The organism is Exiguobacterium sp. SH31, from assembly GCF_001816105.1.
Classification (GTDB): Bacteria; Bacillota; Bacilli; order Exiguobacteriales; family Exiguobacteriaceae; genus Exiguobacterium; species Exiguobacterium aurantiacum_A.
Genome location: NZ_LYTG01000038.1, coordinates 17,619 through 37,196, shown reverse-complemented (window position 1 = coordinate 37,196; position 19,578 = coordinate 17,619). Strand labels below are relative to the sequence as shown.

General features: G+C 53.3%; 21 protein-coding genes. 19 read left to right on the top strand and 2 right to left on the bottom strand.

Annotated features, from left to right (window positions below):
- The coding region (locus tag A6395_RS06325) for a C40 family peptidase (protein ID WP_070328202.1) at positions 1–694 on the bottom strand (694 nt) is incomplete at its 3' end.
- 377 nt (positions 695–1,071) lie between these two features.
- Between A6395_RS06325 and rho the strand changes: the two genes are divergently transcribed.
- The 10 genes from rho (at position 1,072) to A6395_RS06275 (ending at position 9,325) form a co-directional block, all read left to right on the top strand.
- Complete coding sequence (gene rho / locus A6395_RS06320; RefSeq protein ID WP_071398371.1) at positions 1,072–2,412, top strand: transcription termination factor Rho; 1,341 nt, start codon at positions 1,072–1,074, stop codon at positions 2,410–2,412.
- 82 nt (positions 2,413–2,494) lie between these two features.
- Complete coding sequence (locus A6395_RS06315) at positions 2,495–2,737, top strand: type B 50S ribosomal protein L31 (protein ID WP_021066109.1); 243 nt, start codon at positions 2,495–2,497, stop codon at positions 2,735–2,737.
- Positions 2,738–2,836: 99 nt separating this feature from the next.
- Positions 2,837–4,060, top strand: coding sequence for a cation:proton antiporter (locus A6395_RS06310; RefSeq protein WP_071398370.1), 1,224 nt, complete (start codon positions 2,837–2,839; stop codon positions 4,058–4,060).
- Between the two features lie 116 nt (positions 4,061–4,176).
- On the top strand, positions 4,177–4,788 hold the full coding sequence (locus A6395_RS06305; protein WP_070328199.1) for a thymidine kinase: 612 nt from the start codon (positions 4,177–4,179) through the stop codon (positions 4,786–4,788).
- Between the two features lie 112 nt (positions 4,789–4,900).
- Complete coding sequence (gene prfA / locus A6395_RS06300) at positions 4,901–5,971, top strand: peptide chain release factor 1 (protein ID WP_071398373.1); 1,071 nt, start codon at positions 4,901–4,903, stop codon at positions 5,969–5,971.
- On the top strand, positions 5,971–6,843 hold the full coding sequence (prmC, locus tag A6395_RS06295) for a peptide chain release factor N(5)-glutamine methyltransferase (protein WP_071398369.1): 873 nt from the start codon (positions 5,971–5,973) through the stop codon (positions 6,841–6,843). The genes prfA and prmC overlap by 1 nt, the downstream gene beginning before the upstream one ends.
- Positions 6,809–7,819, top strand: a complete 1,011-nt coding sequence (locus A6395_RS06290) for an L-threonylcarbamoyladenylate synthase (protein ID WP_071398368.1) — start codon at positions 6,809–6,811, stop codon at positions 7,817–7,819. Before prmC ends, A6395_RS06290 begins: the two co-directional genes overlap by 35 nt.
- 21 nt (positions 7,820–7,840) lie before the next feature.
- Positions 7,841–8,341 carry a low molecular weight protein arginine phosphatase gene (locus tag A6395_RS06285; protein ID WP_084812978.1) on the top strand — a complete coding sequence of 167 codons (501 nt, stop codon included), beginning with the start codon at positions 7,841–7,843 and terminating at the stop codon, positions 8,339–8,341.
- 4 nt (positions 8,342–8,345) lie between these two features.
- Positions 8,346–8,786 carry a ribose 5-phosphate isomerase B gene (gene rpiB / locus A6395_RS06280; protein WP_071398367.1) on the top strand — a complete coding sequence of 147 codons (441 nt, stop codon included), beginning with the start codon at positions 8,346–8,348 and terminating at the stop codon, positions 8,784–8,786.
- Entirely contained in the window at positions 8,783–9,325 is a 543-nt protein-coding gene (locus A6395_RS06275) for a TIGR01440 family protein (protein WP_483297288.1), read from the top strand. The genes rpiB and A6395_RS06275 overlap by 4 nt, the downstream gene beginning before the upstream one ends.
- A gap of 38 nt (positions 9,326–9,363) precedes the next feature.
- Here the strand turns inward: A6395_RS06275 and A6395_RS06270 are convergent, their stop codons facing one another.
- Positions 9,364–10,149 (bottom strand): alpha/beta hydrolase, encoded by a 786-nt coding sequence (locus A6395_RS06270; protein WP_071398365.1) that lies wholly within the window; start codon positions 10,147–10,149, stop codon positions 9,364–9,366.
- A gap of 130 nt (positions 10,150–10,279) precedes the next feature.
- On the opposite strand from A6395_RS06270, the gene glyA reads away from it, so the two are divergent.
- The 9 genes from glyA (at position 10,280) to upp (ending at position 19,431) form a co-directional block, all read left to right on the top strand.
- The gene (glyA, locus tag A6395_RS06265) at positions 10,280–11,533 is read left to right on the top strand and encodes a serine hydroxymethyltransferase (RefSeq protein WP_071398364.1); all 1,254 of its coding nucleotides are present in this window, start codon (positions 10,280–10,282) and stop codon (positions 11,531–11,533) included.
- Positions 11,534–11,536: 3 nt separating this feature from the next.
- A complete protein-coding gene (locus A6395_RS06260; protein ID WP_071398363.1) occupies positions 11,537–12,475 on the top strand; it encodes a hypothetical protein in 939 nt (312 codons plus the stop codon).
- A 108-nt stretch (positions 12,476–12,583) separates the two neighbouring features.
- Positions 12,584–12,853 carry a hypothetical protein gene (locus A6395_RS06255; RefSeq protein ID WP_071398362.1) on the top strand — a complete coding sequence of 90 codons (270 nt, stop codon included), beginning with the start codon at positions 12,584–12,586 and terminating at the stop codon, positions 12,851–12,853.
- Between the two features lie 72 nt (positions 12,854–12,925).
- Positions 12,926–13,603, top strand: a complete 678-nt coding sequence (locus tag A6395_RS06250) for a response regulator transcription factor (RefSeq protein WP_071398361.1) — start codon at positions 12,926–12,928, stop codon at positions 13,601–13,603.
- 2 nt (positions 13,604–13,605) lie between these two features.
- Positions 13,606–14,844, top strand: coding sequence for a sensor histidine kinase (locus A6395_RS06245; RefSeq protein ID WP_071398360.1), 1,239 nt, complete (start codon positions 13,606–13,608; stop codon positions 14,842–14,844).
- A 116-nt stretch (positions 14,845–14,960) separates the two neighbouring features.
- Positions 14,961–15,668, top strand: coding sequence for a hypothetical protein (locus A6395_RS06240; RefSeq protein WP_252100521.1), 708 nt, complete (start codon positions 14,961–14,963; stop codon positions 15,666–15,668).
- A 154-nt stretch (positions 15,669–15,822) separates the two neighbouring features.
- Entirely contained in the window at positions 15,823–17,064 is a 1,242-nt protein-coding gene (locus A6395_RS06235) for a hypothetical protein (protein WP_071398358.1), read from the top strand.
- A 356-nt stretch (positions 17,065–17,420) separates the two neighbouring features.
- Positions 17,421–18,659 (top strand): endo alpha-1,4 polygalactosaminidase, encoded by a 1,239-nt coding sequence (locus tag A6395_RS06230; RefSeq protein ID WP_159429453.1) that lies wholly within the window; start codon positions 17,421–17,423, stop codon positions 18,657–18,659.
- A gap of 142 nt (positions 18,660–18,801) precedes the next feature.
- Positions 18,802–19,431, top strand: coding sequence for a uracil phosphoribosyltransferase (gene upp / locus A6395_RS06225; RefSeq protein WP_035386536.1), 630 nt, complete (start codon positions 18,802–18,804; stop codon positions 19,429–19,431).
- The last annotated feature ends 147 nt before the right edge of the window (positions 19,432–19,578 follow it).

Here is a 19,578-nt window from a genome sequence, read left to right as displayed (position 1 = left end):
AGAGGTACGTTCCAGCACCGACGTAACGTGGTGCCCAGTAACCTGATGTGAAGCTCGCGTATTTAACGCCGCCTGTTTCTGAGTTGATCATTTGTGTTTTGCTGATTGCCATACCGACGTGTTGGATCGTGCCGCCGTTATGTGAGAAGAACACGAGGTCACCTGCTTGAATTGCTGACTTCGACAATTTTTTCGAACTTGAGTACTGTGAGCGTGAATCACGTGGGATCGACTTGTTGATCGCTTTCTTATAAACATGTCCTGTGTAACCAGAGCAGTCAAATCCAGCTGTTGTCGTTCCGCCGTAACGGTACGGTGTGCCAAGGTATTTCTTCGACTCGGCGACAAGTTTCGTACGAGCGCTTGAAGAAGAAGTCGTTGTCACTTTAGTAGCCGTTGCTGTGTTTGCTTTCAAGTACGTGTAAGTCGATGATGCTGAGATATAACGGTGAGTACCTTTGTAGTTGATCTTGTAGAACGAGCCAACTTTACCGAGGTATGTATAGCGTTGACCTTTATTCATCTTCGTAACGACTGACGAGCTGAGTGATGCTGATGTCCGAATGTTCAAGCCGTTGACTTTCGAGTAAGCAAATGTTCCAGTAGCTGCTTCTGCTTGTTCACCTGTTGTGAATGCAAGACCCGAGAAAGCGATAGTGGCGGCGACGATGATAGATGCGAAACGCTTTAACATAGTATAATTCCCTCCGTTTTTTAAAATAAAACCCTGTGAGTGTATATGATCGATGTGTGCTTACGATAGTTGAGCACAAGGTGAGTTTGTTACCCGGTTTCCTGTGCAAATAAACTATATCATGCGTAAGACCGATGGCATTTTTCAATCACAAGTCAAAAATAGTTTTCTTGTAACATGTTTGAAACAATATGCAGGCATAGAGACCTTTTTGTTACATAAAGAAAGAAGAAGTTGTTATTATTTGAACATCAGGGGAATAGACTGTCATATAGCCGTTTATATAAAGTGACGGCATGGTTGAATTGTGATTAGATGAATAAGAACTTTACAATTACTTTTCAAATATAGAATCACAAGAAAGACAGGTGACTTGAATGACGCAAAGTACAGAACCAGCTAAAAACTATACGCTTCGTGAACTCGAGACGAAGACGTTGAAAGAATTGTATGAAATCGCAAAAGAAGTGAACGTGCCTCAATATCGGGAAGCGCGAAAACGTGAACTTATGTTCCGAATCTTAAAATCGCAAGCCGAATCGAAGGACCTTTACTTCCTCGAAGGTATCCTTGAGATCATCCCTCCGAACCCGCAGTCACAAAATGATGGTGGCTTCGGTTTCCTCCGACCGATCAACTACTCCCAATCGTCTGAAGACATCTATATCGCAGCCTCACAGATTCGCCGCTTTAGTTTGCGGAACGGGGATCTCGTCACCGGGAAAGTCCGGAAACCGAAAGAAAATGAACGTTTTCAAGGGCTTTTGAGCGTCGAGGCGGTCAACGGGGAAACGACAGATTCGACCCGGAACCGAGATTACTTCCCTGCGCTCACGCCGATCTATCCGGAAAAGCAAATGGTGCTCGAGACGGAGCCGAACCATCTCTCGGTCCGTGTCATGGATATGATCGCACCGGTCGGCTTCGGGCAACGTGGTTTGATCGTCGCCCCACCGAAAGCCGGGAAGACATCTCTATTGAAAGAAGTCGCCAATTCCATCACGACGAACCATCCGAACGTTGAACTGATCATCCTATTGATCGACGAACGTCCGGAAGAAGTGACGGACATCCAACGTTCGGTGCCGGGTGCAGACGTCGCCTATTCGACGTTTGACGAGACACCAGAGAATCACACTCGCATCTCGGAGCTCGTGCTAGAGCGGGCGATGCGCCTCGTCGAACATAAGAAAGACGTCGTCATCTTGCTCGACTCGATCACTCGGTTGACGCGTGCCTATAACCTGTCCGTCCCGCCGAGCGGTCGTACGCTCTCGGGCGGGATCGACCCGGCAGCGTTCCACAAACCGAAGAAATTCTTCGGGGCGGCCCGGAACATCGAGGACGGCGGCAGTTTGACGATTCTCGGGACAGCGCTCATCGATACCGGTTCGCGGATGGATGACGTCATCTATGAAGAGTTCAAAGGCACCGGCAACATGGAGCTCCATCTCGACCGGAAGCTCGCTGAACGCCGTATCTTCCCGGCCATCGATATCCGTCGTTCGGGTACGCGGAAAGAAGAACTCCTCCTCGGCAAGGACGAGCTCGACTCGCTTTGGACGATTCGTCGCACGATGAACGAGTCGCCGGACTTCGTTGATCAGTTCTTGCGTCGTGTGCGTGAGACGCAAACAAATCTCGACTTTTTTGCAGCGCTCGAGGCCGATAAGAAAAAGAGTCGCCGCCCGGTGAAAAAAACGAAAACGGACTTGTAAATCCGTGAACCGGGTGCTATTATATTCTAGTGAACTTTCTCTAGGTTGAAAGAATACTTAGGGCAGAAGGAGTTGAAAAGCAATGAAACAAGGAATCCACCCAGAATACCGTAAAGTCGTATTCATGGACTCAACGACTGAGTTTAAATTCATCAGTGGTTCGACTCGTTACTCTAACGAAACAATCACGATGGAAGATGGTAACGAATACCCACTCATCCGTGTCGATGTATCTTCTGATTCGCACCCGTTCTACACAGGTCGCCAGAAATTCGCATCTGCGGACGGTCGTATCGAGCGCTTCAACAAGAAGTACCAACGTTAATCGTCAAGTTGTATGCACACCGCCTAGGGATTGCCCTTGGCGGTTTTTTGTTGTCCAAGCGAGGGTAAAGAGACGGAAGACTGACGTGAGGGGGCTTCCATGGAGTATATATTGATTAGCATCAGCTTGTTGGTTGGCGTCGGGATCGTCTCGCAATGGTTGGCGTGGCGCTACCAAATTCCGGCGATTATCATCATGACAGTCGCCGGCGTATTGGCCGGCCCGATCTTTGGTTTGTTTGAACCGCGAGAGTTACTCGGTGATTTGTACAGCCCGATCATCTCGTTTGCGGTCGCGATCATATTATTTGAAGGTAGTTTAGGACTTCATTTCAGCGAAATCAACCAATTCCGGCGTTCGATCGTCCGCATCGTGACAGCGGGTATGACGTTGTCGTTCGTTGGGTCTTCGCTGTTGATTCAATACGTCGGCGGTCTCCATTGGGTCGTCGCTTGGACGATGGGAGCGCTATTCGTCGTCACTGGCCCGACGGTCGTCATCCCGTTGCTCAGGCAAGCCCATCTGAAAGATCGGGTCGGTGCCATCTTAAAGTGGGAAGGGATCATTGTCGACCCGGTCGGTGCGTTGCTCGGCCTGTTCGTGATTCGAATCGGCTACATCGTCTACGAAGGCATGGACTTGTGGGTGCAATTGCTCTTTGCGGGAGCATGTCTCGTCGGTATCGGTCTCGGTTACGTGTTCGGTCACGTCTTGATGGGCTGGTTCGTAGGTGAGAAGATTCCGCGGTACTTACGCGCCTCGGTGACGCTTACGGCCGTCTTGATCTTATTCTCTTTGAGCGAGTTTATGATGCATGAAGTCGGTCTCCTTGCCGTGACGGCGATGGGGATGACGATGGCGAACACGAAACTTCGCGATGAACAGATCATCGAGGAACTGCAGTCGTTCAAGGAAGACATCTCGATCTTGCTGATCTCATCCGTATTCATCTTGCTGACGGCATCGCTGTCGCGTGAAGAACTATTGAATATCTTCCAGTGGCCATTGCTGTTGACGATTGCCGGCATCTTGTTTCTCGTTCGACCACTGGCAATCTATGTATCGACGCTTGGTGTGGGGCTTCCGCTCAAGGAGCGTGGGTTCATCGGCTGGATCGCACCACGCGGCATCGTCGCGATGACGGTCGCAGGTTTTTTTGCAGAGGAAGTGGCCGGTCTCGGGATTGAGGATGCGTCACAGATGCTACCGCTCACGATCGGACTCGTCTTTACCTCGGTGACGTTGCACGGGCTGACGATTCGACCGCTCGCGCGCAAATTGAACTTGATCGATTATAAAAAAGAAGAAGCAGCGGAAGAGTGAAGAGAAATCGGGACGGGATGATACCGTTCCGATTTTTGTTAGAAGTCAACCCTTTTCCTATGACTGAAAGATGGTTATAATCGGAAAGCGATTAACGATGGAGAGGGCGAAGTAGAATGATGCATGTGACGAACCGTTACGGTTGGATAGAAGTGATTTGTGGCAGTATGTTTTCTGGGAAGTCGGAGGAATTGATCCGCCGTGTCCGTCGGGCGCACTACGGGAAGATCCCGGTCCAAGTGTTCAAGCCGGCCATCGATGACCGCTACCACGAAGAGAACGTCGTCTCCCATAGCGGCAACTCGGTCGTGGCCGTCCCGACTCGAACGAGTCAAGATGTGTACGATGCGGTGCGCGAAGAGACGCAAGTCATCGCCATCGACGAGGTGCAGTTCTTTGATGAGGGGATCGTCGACGTCATCGAGCAGTTGGCGTCAGAAGACAAACGTGTCATCTGCGCCGGACTCGATATGGACTTCCGTGGCGAACCGTTCACGATGATGCCGGAGCTCTTGTCGCGTGCCGAGTTCGTCACGAAGCTGCAGGCGATCTGCCTGTCGTGCGGCGCCCCGGCGTCTCGGACGCAGCGCTTGATCAACGGAGAACCGGCTCGCTTTGAGGACCCGGTCATCTTAGTCGGTGCCGCCGAGTCGTACGAACCGCGTTGCCGCCATTGTCATGACGTCCCGAACAAACCACGCCCGATCCGTCATACAGTAGCGGATTGAGGATTTTGTCGGTTCGCTCTAAGTATTCAATTTGTCGACGAACCGAGCTAGCTCGGTTCGTTTTTTGGTATAATGAAGAGAACGATTTGGTGAACAGAAAGGACGGATCATGATGTTTGACCGTTTAAGCGTTTTAGAAGAACGATATATGCAACTGAATGAGATGCTCGCTGACCCGGAAGTGCTCAGCGACTCGAATAAACTGCGTCAATATTCAAAAGAACAGTCTCAACTCGAGGAGACGGTACAAGCGTATCGGCGCTATAAAGAGGCGAGTACGGCCTACAAAGAAGCGAAAGCGATGTTAGAAGACCGAACGCTCGAGTCAGATATGCGCGAACTCGCGAAAGAAGAGATGGCGCTGCTCGAACCTGTTGTGAAAGCGCTCGAAGCGAAGCTGCGCGTCCTGCTCATCCCGAAAGACCCGAACGACGACAAGAACGTCATCGTCGAGATTCGCGGGGCAGCCGGTGGTGACGAGGCGGCACTGTTTGCGGTCGACTTGTATAAGATGTACACCCGATTCGCCGAGCGTCAAAACTGGAAAGCCGAGCTGATCGACGCCAACTACACGGAACTCGGCGGCTTTAAAGAAGTGACGTTTTTGATCAACGGTGCCGGTGCCTACTCGAAACTGAAATTCGAGAATGGGGCACACCGTGTGCAACGCGTCCCGTCGACGGAGTCGGGTGGACGAATCCACACGTCGACAGCCACCGTCGCGGTCTTGCCGGAAGCCGAAGACGTCGAAGTGCACATCGACATGAAAGATGTCCGCGTCGACACGTTCACGTCGTCAGGGCCGGGTGGTCAATCGGTCAACACGACCCAGTCGGCCGTGCGGTTGACACACATCCCGTCAGGACTCGTCGTGTCATGCCAAGACGAGAAATCACAGCATAAAAACAAAGATCGGGCGATGAAAGTATTGCGGGCCCGCCTGTATGACAAGATGCAGCGCGAACATCTCGAAGAACTGTCGGCGCAGCGGAAGTCGGCCGTCGGGACGGGCGACCGTTCGGAGCGGATCCGGACGTATAACTTCCCGCAAAGCCGCGTGACCGACCACCGTATCGGCCTCACGCTTCAAAAACTCGACCGGGTGCTCGCCGGGGAGCTTGAAGACATCATTGATGCGCTCGTCATGGAAGATCAGGCCGGCTTGATGGAGGGTATGGAGTGATGCGGATTGCCGCAAAGTTGAAACAAGCGGAACGCATGCTCGTTGACGCGGGTCGTGACCCATCGACCGCCGAATGGTGGCTCATGCACGTTCTACAGGTCGATCGAACTGGTCTGATCATTCGGTTATCCGAAGAACTCTCGGACGACGAAACAACTGCGTTCGAGTCCGGGCTCGAGCGACTGCTTGCCGGTGAGCCGGTCCAACATTTGATTGGCCAGGCCCCGTTCTACGGTCGGTCATTCGCTGTGAACCGGGACGTACTTATCCCGCGACCGGAGACCGAAGAATTGATTGAATGGGTCGTTGAGCACGTCGGACCGATTGAAGACGACGCGATCGTTGACGTCGGCACGGGCAGTGGCGCCATCGCCATCACGCTCAGTCTCGAGCTCGGTGTCCGCGTCCAAACGGTCGATATTTCCCGGGAAGCGATCGCGGTGGCAAAACGTAACGCGGAAGTGCTTCGTGCCGATGTGGCGTTTCATGAAGGGGATTGCCTCGGTCCGGTCGCGGACGACTCGATTCGGGTGCTCGTCTCAAATCCGCCTTATATTGAAGCTGATGAACTGCTCGATGAGACGGTCGCGGGGTACGAACCGCACCTCGCATTATTCGGGGGGGCGGACGGACTCGAGTTCTACCGGAAAATCATCGCGGACTCGATGCGCGTGCTACGTGCCGATTGGCAATTGATTGCGTTTGAAATCGGGTATAATCAAGGACAAGTTGTGAAATCGTACTTGTCCGAACGTTATCCTGAAGCAGAAACGGGTATTTTAAAAGATATAAACGGTAAAGACCGAATTGTCTACGCCGTGAGGGAAGGGATTGCGCATGGAAACGAAATGGATCAAGCCAACAGAAGTTGAGGAAGGGGTTCGTCTCTTGAAGATGGGCGAGGTGATCGCGATTCCGACAGAGACGGTGTACGGCCTCGCCGGGGATGCGACGAACGATATCGCCATCCGTAAGATTTTTGAGGCGAAAGGAAGACCATCGGACAACCCGCTCATCGTCCACGTGGCTACGGTCGAACAGGCCAAACATTTCGCGCAAGCCATCCCGCCGGTAGCCAAACGCTTGATGGAAGCGTTTTGGCCCGGTGCCTTGACGATCATCTTACCGTCGAACGGTCGAGCGTCGTCACTTGTGACGGCCGGGCTCGACTCGATCGGCCTCCGCATGCCGGACCATCCGGCCGCACTCGAACTCATCCGTACGTCCGGTCTCGGTCTCGCGGCGCCGAGTGCGAACCGTTCAGGACGACCGTCACCGACATCGGCACAGCACGTGGCCGATGATTTGACCGGTCGGATCGCGGGTATTATGGATGGGGGACCGACAGGCATCGGCGTCGAGTCGACTGTGATCGACTGTACGACGGAACCGGTGACGATTTTGCGTCCCGGTGGCGTGACGAAAGAAGCGATCGAGGCCGTCATCGGGCCAGTCGCGCTCGATGCGAATTTGAGCGATGAAGCGGCCGCGCCCAGATCACCAGGAATGAAGTACACCCACTATGCCCCGAGCGCACCTTTATACCTAGTCGAGGGTGAACGCGATGATCTCGTCCGTACCATCACGATGAGGCAGGCGGCGGGCAAACGGATCGGCGCGCTCGTGTTTGATGAAGCAACGACCCCGGCTGACGTCACGCTTTCTCTCGGTGATACGATGGAGATGGCGGCTCAGCGACTTTACGAGGCGTTGCGCAAATTCGATGAGACAGATGTAGAAGAGATTTACGTGAATCGGATTGAACCGACGGGAGTCGCCCTTGCCGTATATAATCGCTTGTATAAAGCGGCAGGCGGGAAAATCATCCGTCTAGAGGAAGAGGCTTAAGGACATGAGGAGGATCACGCGATGTCAATGAAACGCGTATTATTCATATGTAGTGGGAACACATGCCGAAGCCCGATGGCGATGGCCCTGCTCCGTTCGAAAGTGACAGGGGACGAATTTGATATTCGTTCGGCCGGCCTTCGGACAATGCAAGGGTTTGATGCCTCAGAAAACGCTCTTCAAGTATTACGTGAACGAGGGATTGAACTCGAACACGTGACGCAGACGTTCGATGACGTACTCGGACGTTGGGCAGACGTCATTTTGACGATGACGCGGGCACACCGCGAACAGATTCGGGATACGTATCCGGATTTGGCCGATCGTACGTTCACATTATATGAGTTCGTGACCGGACTCGAACGTGACATTAACGACCCGTTCGGAGGCTCGATGAACGTCTATCGCCAAGTCCGAAACGAACTCGAACCACTCGTCAATCGACTTGTGCTAAAATTGACGAATGACGGGTCAAAGGTGACGAAACCACCGAGACGCCTACCAAAGAAGACGGGGGAATGAACACATGAAAATTGCAATCGGCGCCGACCACGGCGGATTCAACTTGAAAAAAGATATCATTGGATTACTAGAAGAGCTTGGTCACGAGTATAAAGATTTCGGGACACACTCGGCCGAGTCGATTGATTATCCAGACGTGGCCATCCCGGTCGCTGAGGCTGTCGCTGCCGGCGAGTTCGACCGCGGCATCTTGATTTGCGGCACAGGGATCGGTATCGGCATTGCGGCGAACAAAGTCAAAGGGATCCGAGCAGCACTCGTTCATGACTCATTCAGCGCCAAGGCGACACGTCAACACAACGACTCGAACATCATGACGATGGGCGAGCGTGTTATCGGACCGGGGCTCGCGATTGACTTGGTGGCGACGTGGCTCGATACAGACTTCGAGGGCGGACGTCACTCGAACCGTGTCGACAAAATGAGCGCTTACGAAACGAAGTGACCGCGATGAAAGCTGAACTTTCGAACCTGCTGTTGGAGCTGCACGAACGCTTTCCGCTTGATGAGGACAAGATCCTCGTCATCGGCTGTTCGACGAGCGAAGTCATCGGCAAGACGATTGGGAAAGCCGGATCGATCGATGTGGCGTCGGAATTCATCGAAGCGTTTCTCGCGTTTCGTGACAAGACGGGCGTCCATCTGGCGTTTCAAGGGTGCGAGCACATTAACCGTGCCCTCACCGTCGAGCGTCGGACGCAGAAGCAGTTCGGTCTGACCGAAGTGACCGTCGTCCCGGTCCGCTCAGCGGGCGGGGCGATGGCGGAGAAAGCGTATGAGCGCCTCAACACGCCGTGCGTCGTCGAATCGATTCAAGCGGACGCAGGGATCGACATCGGCTCGACGCTGATCGGCATGCACTTGAAGCCGGTCGCGATCCCGGTCCGGTTATCGGCGAAGCAGCTCGGCGAGGCGTACGTCACGTTCGCCGTCACAAGACCGAAACTAATCGGTGGCCCTAGGGCGCACTATCCAGCGAAATAACAAAGACAGCCGGTCGCTATGACCGGCTGTCTTTTGCGTTATACGTCTTCACTGAACAGATACGATACGACCATCGGGAAACGTTCGCGCCAGGCGAGTTCGTTGTGCACACCTTCTTCGATGACTTCGAAGCGCAAGTGATCGACTTTGTCGCGTAGTAAGGCGTAGACGCGCTCGCTCGACTCGAGATACATCTCGTTCGTCAGCCCATCCTCTGACGGCTGCTCGACTTCTTTACGGCCGACGTCCATATATAGGCGTTCGATACCTTTCAAATCACTCGACTCGATCAACTGCTCGAGTTCGGTCTGGTTGAACCAGAACGCTGACGACAAGGAAGCGACGCGTTTGAAGATGTCCGGATAGACGCAAGCGGCATAGACTGAGATGAGGCCGCCCATCGAACTGCCGATCATCCCGGTCTCGTCTGGTTTCGTCCGGTACGCGTCGTCAATCATCGGCTTCAGCTCTTGGGCGATATATTCGATGTAGGCCGAGCCTTGGCCGCCTAATGTCAATTCTCGACCATAGAGCGCTTCCCCGACGAACGGATTTTCCCAAGGGCCGTATTCGTCGAGGCGCATTTCACCCGGTGCGCTATCGATGGCGACGACGATCAAGTCGCGCTTTGAGGCGTCCAAATACTCTCCGACGCGCCAGCTCATATTGTTGCTCGCGTCCGCGTCGTCGAACGCGTTCTGTCCGTCGTGCATGTAGAGCACCGGGTAGCGCTTGTCCGTAAGCTCGTAGTCGTTAGGTGTATAAATCCGGACCGTCCGCTCGCGCTCGAACGGGGTAATCGTCACTTGTCTCGTCTCAATCATAATTGTCCTCCTCTAATGTTCTTCTTCAATACCATACCCAACTTTGAGCCCGATTATGACGATACCCAAAAAAACGAGCATATGGTACGATGGGGTTGTTGATTTTTAGACATTCAGAGGGGGTTTCAACATGGTAAACACGACGAAGTTGAAAGTGCAGGATGCGGAATTGTTTGAAGCGATGCAACACGAGCTCGCCCGTCAGCGGGAGAACATCGAACTGATCGCCTCGGAGAACTTTGTCTCAGAAGCGGTCATGGAAGCGCAAGGTGGGGTTCTCACGAACAAATACGCCGAAGGTTACCCAGGTCGCCGTTACTACGGTGGTTGTGAGTTCGTCGACGTGGCCGAAAACTTGGCACGCGACCGGGCGAAGGAACTGTTCGGTGCAGAACACGCCAACGTCCAGCCGCATTCGGGTGCGCAAGCGAATATGGCCGTCTACTTCACGGTGCTTGAAGCGGGCGACACGGTGCTCGGCATGAACTTGTCGCACGGTGGCCATTTGACGCACGGAAGTCCGGTCAACTTCTCGGGCGTCCAGTACAACTTCGTCGAGTACGGTGTGGACAAAGACACAGAACACATCGACTATGACGTCGTCGCAGCCCTCGCGAAAGAACATAAACCAAAACTAATCGTTGCAGGAGCGTCAGCATACCCGCGGACGATCGATTTCGCCAAGTTCCGTGAAATCGCCGACAGCGTCGACGCCTATCTCATGGTCGATATGGCTCATATTGCCGGACTCGTCGCGGCCGGACTCCATCCGAACCCGGTCGAGCACGCGCACTTCGTGACGACGACGACGCACAAGACGCTTCGCGGCCCGCGCGGCGGGATGATTCTTTGTAAAGAAGAGTTCGCCAAAGCGATCGACAAGTCGATTTTCCCTGGTATTCAAGGCGGCCCGCTCATGCACGTCATCGCCGCGAAAGCGGTGGCGTTCGGAGAGGCGCTCCAACCGGAGTTTAAAGACTATCAGGCGCAAGTCATCAAAAACGCGCAAGTGCTCGCGCAAGGTTTAGAAGAAGAAGGGCTCCGCATCGTATCGGGCGGTACGGACAACCATCTCCTCCTCGTCGACCTACGTGGCATCGACATTACCGGTAAAGCGGCCGAGCATGCGCTTGATGCAGCCGGTATCACGGTCAACAAGAACACGATCCCGTTCGACCCGGCGTCACCGTTCGTCACGAGTGGGATCCGTCTCGGGACGGCAGCGATGACGACACGCGGTTTGAAAGAAGACGACATGCGTGAAGTCGCCCGTCTGATCGGTCGTGTCCTGACAAACCATGAAGATGAAGCGGTGCTCGCCGAGGCGCACGAAGACGTGCGTGCGTTGACGGCGAAATTCCCGCTCTATCCTGAACGAGGCTGACGAATGGACGCACGGACACTAGCAGAACGGGAACTTGCAGAACTGCCGCTCATCGATATGACGGAATGGCTAATCCGAAAAGGAGAGCATGACCCGACGTTCCGTCTCGTCGCGAACGAGTTTGGCGTCGTGATGACGCTCCTTGACCACGGCTATTACGTCGAGGCGAGCGAACGGATTGTGCCGCTTCTCGGGATGAAAGTGCCGGCGGCGTTCCATCGGCTCGGACTCGCGCTCGAAATGAAAGCGAACGGAAAGAAGGCGGCCAAGCGCCGCTTTCGTTCGTTGTCGCCAGCAGTCATGCAGCATGCGGACCTCTCGCCATGGCGTGATGTCTTTAAATGGGACAAGAAGTGGCTCGGACTACCAGCTGTTGTCGCGTTAGCATTGGTTGCTCTCGCATTTTGGCCCGATGCGACTCCACCCGTCGCACCGGTGACTGAAGACGCGCCACGGGTCGAGACGGTGACCGAGGACGAGGCGCTCGCCAAACGGTTAGAAGAGCTCGAGCAAGAAGTCGCCCGTCTCGAGGAAGCGAACGAGGCGTTGCAGACGGAAGAAGCGCCGGTCGAAGAGAAAGCGTCGGCGACACCGGCACAACAAGTCATTCCGCTTGCGGATGTCGAGACGCTCGTTCAAGACAAGCGCTATAAAGAGGCGGATGCCCTCCTCGAAGGCACGCCGAAAGCCGGGCAAGAACAGGCCGTCGGCTTCTATCGCCTCCTCGTCGACAACAAGCTCGGGGAAGCAGAAGTGTCGGACTACGCGGCGTACGTCGAAACGTACCCGGAATCAGGCTACAAGACAGACGTCCTGTGGATGAAGGGCATCGCTGAGAAGAAGGCCGGGGACGAAGCGTACCGGACGACGCTCGCCGAAGTCGCCGCGATGGAAGGCACGTATTGGGCACCAATTGCGAAATCGGTACTAGAAGACGAATGAGGTTGCGGCCATGCCGCAACCTTTTTCTCATCGAATTCTAATCTGATTCACCAACGTTTCTCAACCCGCTCCCGTACAGTAAAGAAAAAGAAGTAGGGGGAGAGGCACATGCAACGCAGTACAACAGGTAAATTCACCCGATTCATGAAAGGCGCTATCATCGGGGCGCTCGCACTAACGTTGATGGCAGCCGGAGTGGCAGGATTTTTGATTTTCACGCTGACCGGGAATGCCTGGCTTGATCAAATCGTTCAATTTGGAACTGACGTGTCGTTCCAAGCGGGGGGAATCGAATCCTCGTTTGAACGATTCAGCGACTCGATCGAGCTGCGCGTCGAACAGGCGATTCCAGAAGCGATTCGTCCGTTTTTCGACTGATGAATCCGGGAACAGAATAAGGATGCGTCGGGCGGACTGCTCGGCGCTTTTTTTCAAGAAAGGATGAACTTTATGCCGACAATCCTCGTCGTAGAAGACGATGCCAAAATTGCCAGACTGCTTGAACTTGAACTGATGCACGCCGGCTATCAAGTCGAGGTAACCCACGACGGACGCAGCGGGCTTGAACGAGCGCTCGCGGGGGGGGTCGACTTGATGCTTTTAGACGTGATGCTTCCGCAAATGAGCGGGCTCGAGGTCGTCCGTCGGGTGAAGGAAGAACAACCGTTGCTCCCGGTCTTGATGGTGACAGCGCGGGGCGACCGGTACGATAAAGTGAGCGGGCTCGACCTTGGGGCGGATGATTACATCACAAAACCGTTCGAGATGGAGGAACTGCTTGCCCGGATCCGTGCATTTTTGCGGATGCGCCAGCACGTCCATGTCGATGCGACTGAACGTGTTTTGTCCTACGAGGGACTCACGGTCGACGTCAACCGGCATGAGGTGACGTGCGAGGGACAGAAAGTCGAGTTGACTCGTCGTGAATTCGATTTGATCGTCTATTTGCTCGAGCATCCGGAACGCGTGCTCACGCGCGACCAACTCGTCGAGCACGTCTGGGGTTTCGACTATTATGGGGACACGAACGTCGTCGACGTATACGTGCGTTACTTACGGAAGAAACTCGGAGGTTCTTGGATTCAGACGGTACGGGGCGTCGGCTATATGCTGAAGCGTGGTGAGTGAGTATGAAATTACGGACGAAGATCGCCCTCGCGATGGCCGGGTTCATGTTGTTTTTACTCATCACGTCGTTCGGGGTCGCATGGCTCGTCTCGCGCCAGCAAATCGTCGACGCTCGCTATGACGTGCTCCGTCAAGCGCTCAGTCTGCTCGAAGAGGATGAGCGGAACCGTCAGGCCGTGCTGTCACTGCATGAGGACAGTGTCGTCCTCGAGCGACAGAGCAATGGCGATTGGGGCATCATTGGCGGACGGGCGGCAGAGGGTTTGAGCTTTCCCGTCAATTTTGGGGAGCCGGCACTGATTGATGACTGGTTCGTCATCGCCACGTCGAACGGTCTCGGCTTTGCCTTTCAAGACGCGGCGGTAAGCGAGACGTTACAGACGCTCGCGACGATTTTCCTCGTCATTTTCTTGATCGCGGTGGCGATGACGTTCGTCGGAAGTTTATGGATTGTGCGCCAAGGACTCAATCCGCTTCGGCGGCTCGAGTCGACGATGGCTCGAATTACCGAGTCAGGGACGCTCGAGACGATTGACGTTGGCCCGAATCAAGATGAGGTGTCAACGCTCGCGACCGGATTCAATCAGATGATTGCCCGTGTCGAAGGGTCGATGGAGCAACAACGCCGTTTCGTAGCGGATGTTTCACATGAACTCAAAACCCCACTCACCGTCATTGAAGGGTACGCCAAATTGCTCAGACGTTGGGGGCAAAACGACCCCGTCGTGCGCGACGAGGCGATCGATCATATTTTGACCGAGTCGAGACAGATGCGGGAGGACTTGATTGAACCGATGCTCGAACTGAGCCGCTTCGCCGCTTTAGGGGACATCGAAGTCGAACAGATCGACTTGAGCGAGCTCGCACGACAACTTGAGGAACGGTTCGAGCGGTCGCACGGAAAACACGTCCCGATCGAGGCGGAAGGAATCTGGGCTGGACATCGTGACTCGTTGCAACGATTGATTGTCATCTTCATCGATAACAGCTTGAAGTATGCGACCGACACGAGCGTAACGATGACACCAAATCGGATTGAGGTGCGTGACCATGGGACGGCAATGACCGAGGAGGCGCGTGCGCGGTTGTTCGACCGGTTCTATCGGCTTGATGAGGCGCGCGACCGGAGCGGTAGCGGTCTCGGGCTTGCCATCGCCAAAGAAGTCGCCGATTTGAACGGTTGGAAGGTTGGGAGTTACGCGAACGCGCCGGACGGGAGCGTATTCTTCGTCACCAAATGAGGAAAGTTTCTCAGTCACTCATCATTTTCTAATGAAATCCTCGTGGTGCTCTAACGTCAACGTTCTATGATGAAGGTGTAGAGAAGGAACAGCACATGGAACGAGGAGGAAACATCATGAAATTACTTGGATGGATTTTAGGGGTCGGCCTGGCCGTACTCGCTGTCGCAGGAATCGGATTGTATGTCGCGAACGACAAGACGGATACGGTCATCATCCCACGCGCCATCGATAGTGCCACTAGTGGAACCGAGGACGCGAAAGACGACGCTGCGAAGGAAGCTGCCGCTACTTCCGAATCGAACGCATCTTCAAGTGACGTGCCCGTCCGTTCGGTCGACGATGACGACTATGAACTATACGGGACGCTCGTCAGCTTGTCAGATCAGGACGTGACGATCAGCTTTAGCGGAAAAGAATCGACGTACCCACTTGCTTCACGCCATGAGATCGATGATGACACCCCGAAAGCCGGTGACCGTGTCAAACTCGAATTCAATCAAAACAATGAAGTGAAAGAAGTCGACCGGGAGAGCGACGACTTCGACATTTACGGTAGTTTCGTCAGCCTCTCAGATCGAGACGTCGTCATTGAGCGTGACGGGAAGCAAGTGACGTACCCACTCGCCGCTCGCTATGAAATCGATGATGAGATGCCAACAGCCGGTGATCGCGTCAAACTTGAATTGAACATGCAAGAGCAAGTCAAAGAGATCGAACGTGATGATGACCGTGACAGCGCAGATGATCGCGATGACGCTAGCGATGATAGTGATGACGATCAAGATGACGACCAAGATGACGACCAAGATGACGACAATTGATGAATGAACGGGTGCCCGCTGAAGGCACCCGTTTTTGATTCGTAATATTTCTGCAAACATAATCGATTCGTATCTTATGATATGATGGGGAGGGAATTTATGCCAACATAACATAATACATATAACGACGATGTAGGGAGAGGGGAGACGAGTGATGAGACTGAGTTGGACTGCCCTGCTCGCCCTCTGTTGCCTCAGCGGTTGTGGTTCGAAAGAAGAGATGAACGCCCTCGCGTTACGTCCGCTTGAAGCGTACGTGACGAATCAGGATGAGCAGGAACACATTTTACCGGAAACAGAGAAGCGACTGCTGGCCTATTGTCGACAACAAACGACGGAACGGCTCCCGTCACGCCGGGGCGAGGTGGCTGAAGTGACGTTCCATCATCCGCTGTATGCAGAGCTCGGTAGCCAGACGATTAAGTATTGGGTGAGCGGTGACGACCGTTATTTGTCTTGTGCGAACAGCCACGAACAAATCGAGCGGACGTTCCGGATTGACCCCGTCAACGAATTCGAATCGCTCGTCTCGAGTGAACTAGTCGAGACTGACGTCGGAGAGGAGGTCTCGTTTTATCCGGAACCCGATGTCGCAAAAATCGTCAACTTGTTCCGGGTGAATCAAGCGCATGAAACGATCGTCCCGGGATCGACATTCCGCTACCAGACGCCGGACAGCGGTTCGTTGTACGTGACGTATGAGGTGATGCGGAACGGCCGGACGCTCGACCGGACGATTGAACCGGGGCTGTTCGTATTCAAGAGCGGAAAGAATGACGGATACGCCTTCCTCACGAAGTTAGCGGATGGCAGGGTCGCGCTACAGATGGGTACGGAATCGTCATGGGAACGGACCGTTCTTCCAAGCGCCTTCACCGGAAAGTATGTATACACCGATTCGACAACTGATGTGTTCACGCTCGATCATTCAAAACGCCAACTGTTGAAACGAGTCGTGCTTGCTGAACAGCCGATTGGAGACGTAAGCGACGTCACATCGCTCACATTGTCTAAACGATATGATGCGGTCATCGAAGTGTGGGGCAGTGTCAGACGGCCGATGACCACGAAGCTGATGAGCTCGTCCGCTCGTTCGGTGAAGACGAAGCTCGCCACGTACGAGACGAAGGGAAAGACGTCACATCTGGATGGACCAAATACGCAAGCGCTGTTCGAACTCCTGACGCATGTGGCAGGCGGAGACAAGTCAGAAGCAGCCGTCCAACACGGGACGCTCTCCTTGTATGAACACTTACAAGAGCAACATTTCGAGGTTTGGGTCGAGCCTGGGGATCAGCGGGTCTACCTCATCGACCTGACGACGAAACAAACGTACGCAATCGACCTGATGCGGCTCGAGGAATTGTTGAATCGATCGATTCGATATAATAGCTGAACTAAGTATAATACCCGCTTTATGACAAGACTATGTCATAAAGCGGTTTTTTTGTCGTCAAATTGACACTATATTTTGCTGGGAAACTATCCTATAATTTTTTTTGCGAAGGTTCAATATTACATACATGAATCCGATACATCTATAAAACACACAGCACTAACCTTCTCGTCATCAAATTATGAAGAAAAGGGGGAACGGAGAGACACATCTCAATTCAACCATCATTGTCCGTCACCAAGTTTTGTCAGTCATCAGGAGAGGAATAGGTATTGAAATTGAAAAAGTTTATTATGTCTCTAACGGTAGTGTTGTTGATTGTTAGTCTGAACATGTCAAAAACGGGGGCGCAAACGATGAACCCACTCGACGGTGTGAAGAACTATCAAGTGTATTATGGTCATCCGAACGAAACAATCATCAAAGATATGCAAAACTATGATCTCGTCATCATCGAGCCGCTTCATTATACAAAAGCTCAAGTTGAACAGATCAAGTCACGCGGTACGAAAGTACTCGGTTATATTAGTGTCATGGAAGTCGCGACGTGGAACACCGGTCTCATGTCAAAACTTCAGTCAGGTGATTTCTTCACGCGTAACGGACAACGTGTCCACTACTCGGAATGGGATTCTTACTTGACGAACATCGCTTCACCGCACTTCCAAGGGCTCTTGCTCACGGAAATCCAAAACCAAGTCATCGCTAAAGGGATCGATGGCGTGTTCATGGATACGGTCGGCGATATCGACAACGAACATTTGAACAACCCGACCGTGCTCAAGCAGCAACGTGACGGTCTCGTCAACTTCTTGAAAGAAGCGCGTGCCCGTTACGGCAACATCGCTATGGTCCAAAACTGGGGCTTTGACACACTCGAAACGTCGACAGCACCTTACGTCGACGGCATCATGTGGGAGAGCTTCAACGCCGACACGATCAAAAGCGACGCCTGGTCACAAAACATGATCAAAAAACTTCAAGCAGTCGACACGAAACATTCGGTCAAAACGCTCACAATCTCGACGCGTCAAAGTGCGGAGAGCCACAAACTTGCCGCTGACTCGAAGTTTATCCACTTCCACGAAGCAGACGCTTATGTGAACTGGAACGCAGGTCTTGTGACACGGACGAAAGACACGGCACCGACTCCGGCACCTGTCGTGGTAGCACCAACGACAGAGACGTCAACAGCAACAAAGCCGGTAGCGGCGAAGCCAGTGACGGAAACGTCGACTGCGCCAAAACCGGTAGCGGCGAAGCCAGCGACGGAAGCACCGACTGCGCCAAAACCGGTAGCAACAAAACCAGCGACGGAAACGTCGACTGCACCAAAACCGACAACAGCGCCGACGAAGCCTGCTGCATCGACGAGCACGACAACGAAGCCAGTCGAGCAAAAAGACTCGAAGCAAGCTGAGTCGAAGCAGAAAACAGAAAAAGAACTGAAAAAAGACAAAAAGAAAGCGAAGAAGCACGCGAAAAAACATGCTGCTAAGCATGCCAAGTTCGTGAAGCATGAAAAAGCCAAAGGCAACATGTGTGCAAAAGCAAAGCACAAGACAGCCGGCTTTTTGAATTTCTTCAAATTCTAATCTAGAAGGTAGATCAACCCCAAGGTGTCAAACTGGCCCTTGGGGTTTCGTCTGACCTCTTCAAAAACGGAAGTTGACCCTACCTTTCTATGAGAAGTTGGGGTACAATGCTCGAGAGAGATTTAGAGAGGAGTGAAGCAACATGGGAAAAGTACACGTTTATGATCACCCATTGATTCAGCACAAGATGACGATTATGCGCAAAGTAGAGACGGGGACGAAGCAGTTCCGTGAACTCGTAGAAGAGGTTTCTTCACTTATGGCATATGAAATTACACGCGACCTTCCGCTTACTGATGTGGAGATTGAGACACCGGTCTCGGTATCGACACAAAAGATGATTGCCGGCAAGAAATTGGGAATCGTCCCAATTTTACGGGCAGGCCTCGGGATGGTGGATGGCTTCCTCAAAATGATGCCGAACGTCAAAGTCGGTCACATCGGTCTTTACCGTGACCCGGAGACGCTCGAGCCACACGAATACTATCTCAAGTTGCCGACAGATATTACCGAGCGTGACTTCATCGTCGTCGACCCGATGCTTGCGACCGGCGGATCTGCAGCTGATGCGATCGCAGCCCTTAAGAAACACGGTGCGAAGTCGATCAAGCTGGCTTGTCTCTGCGCAGCGCCAGAAGGCGTCGAACGCGTTCAAGCCGAGCACCCAGACGTTGAAATCTATCTCGCCGCACTCGACGAGAAGTTGAACGAACATGGCTACATCGTGCCAGGACTCGGTGACGCAGGTGACCGTTTGTTCGGAACGAAATAAGCAAAACGAAAGGAGGCTCCAGTCGGATCCTCCTTTTTTGTGCACTCAATCTGTCAAAACCAATCCATAACAGTTGAGAAAACCGAAGCAACAACCGATAGTGAAGACAGAAGCGAATGTCATCTGCTGAAATGAGGAAGAGAACGA

Bases quoted from the DNA above. Each gene is read 5' to 3' on its own strand.
- rho (WP_071398371.1), top strand. From the start codon at position 1,072: ATGACGCAAAGTACAGAACCAGCTAAAAACTATACGCTTCGTGAACTC.
- A6395_RS06315 (WP_021066109.1), top strand. From the start codon at position 2,495: ATGAAACAAGGAATCCACCCAGAATACCGTAAAGTCGTATTCATGGAC.
- A6395_RS06310 (WP_071398370.1), top strand. From the start codon at position 2,837: ATGGAGTATATATTGATTAGCATCAGCTTGTTGGTTGGCGTCGGGATC.
- A6395_RS06305 (WP_070328199.1), top strand. From the start codon at position 4,177: ATGATGCATGTGACGAACCGTTACGGTTGGATAGAAGTGATTTGTGGC.
- prfA (WP_071398373.1), top strand. From the start codon at position 4,901: ATGTTTGACCGTTTAAGCGTTTTAGAAGAACGATATATGCAACTGAAT.
- prmC (WP_071398369.1), top strand. From the start codon at position 5,971: ATGCGGATTGCCGCAAAGTTGAAACAAGCGGAACGCATGCTCGTTGAC.
- A6395_RS06290 (WP_071398368.1), top strand. From the start codon at position 6,809: ATGGAAACGAAATGGATCAAGCCAACAGAAGTTGAGGAAGGGGTTCGT.
- A6395_RS06285 (WP_084812978.1), top strand. From the start codon at position 7,841: ATGTCAATGAAACGCGTATTATTCATATGTAGTGGGAACACATGCCGA.
- rpiB (WP_071398367.1), top strand. From the start codon at position 8,346: ATGAAAATTGCAATCGGCGCCGACCACGGCGGATTCAACTTGAAAAAA.
- A6395_RS06270 (WP_071398365.1), bottom strand. From the start codon at position 10,149: ATGATTGAGACGAGACAAGTGACGATTACCCCGTTCGAGCGCGAGCGG.
- glyA (WP_071398364.1), top strand. From the start codon at position 10,280: ATGGTAAACACGACGAAGTTGAAAGTGCAGGATGCGGAATTGTTTGAA.
- A6395_RS06260 (WP_071398363.1), top strand. From the start codon at position 11,537: ATGGACGCACGGACACTAGCAGAACGGGAACTTGCAGAACTGCCGCTC.
- A6395_RS06255 (WP_071398362.1), top strand. From the start codon at position 12,584: ATGCAACGCAGTACAACAGGTAAATTCACCCGATTCATGAAAGGCGCT.
- A6395_RS06250 (WP_071398361.1), top strand. From the start codon at position 12,926: ATGCCGACAATCCTCGTCGTAGAAGACGATGCCAAAATTGCCAGACTG.
- A6395_RS06245 (WP_071398360.1), top strand. From the start codon at position 13,606: ATGAAATTACGGACGAAGATCGCCCTCGCGATGGCCGGGTTCATGTTG.
- A6395_RS06240 (WP_252100521.1), top strand. From the start codon at position 14,961: ATGAAATTACTTGGATGGATTTTAGGGGTCGGCCTGGCCGTACTCGCT.
- A6395_RS06235 (WP_071398358.1), top strand. From the start codon at position 15,823: ATGAGACTGAGTTGGACTGCCCTGCTCGCCCTCTGTTGCCTCAGCGGT.
- A6395_RS06230 (WP_159429453.1), top strand. From the start codon at position 17,421: ATGAACCCACTCGACGGTGTGAAGAACTATCAAGTGTATTATGGTCAT.
- upp (WP_035386536.1), top strand. From the start codon at position 18,802: ATGGGAAAAGTACACGTTTATGATCACCCATTGATTCAGCACAAGATG.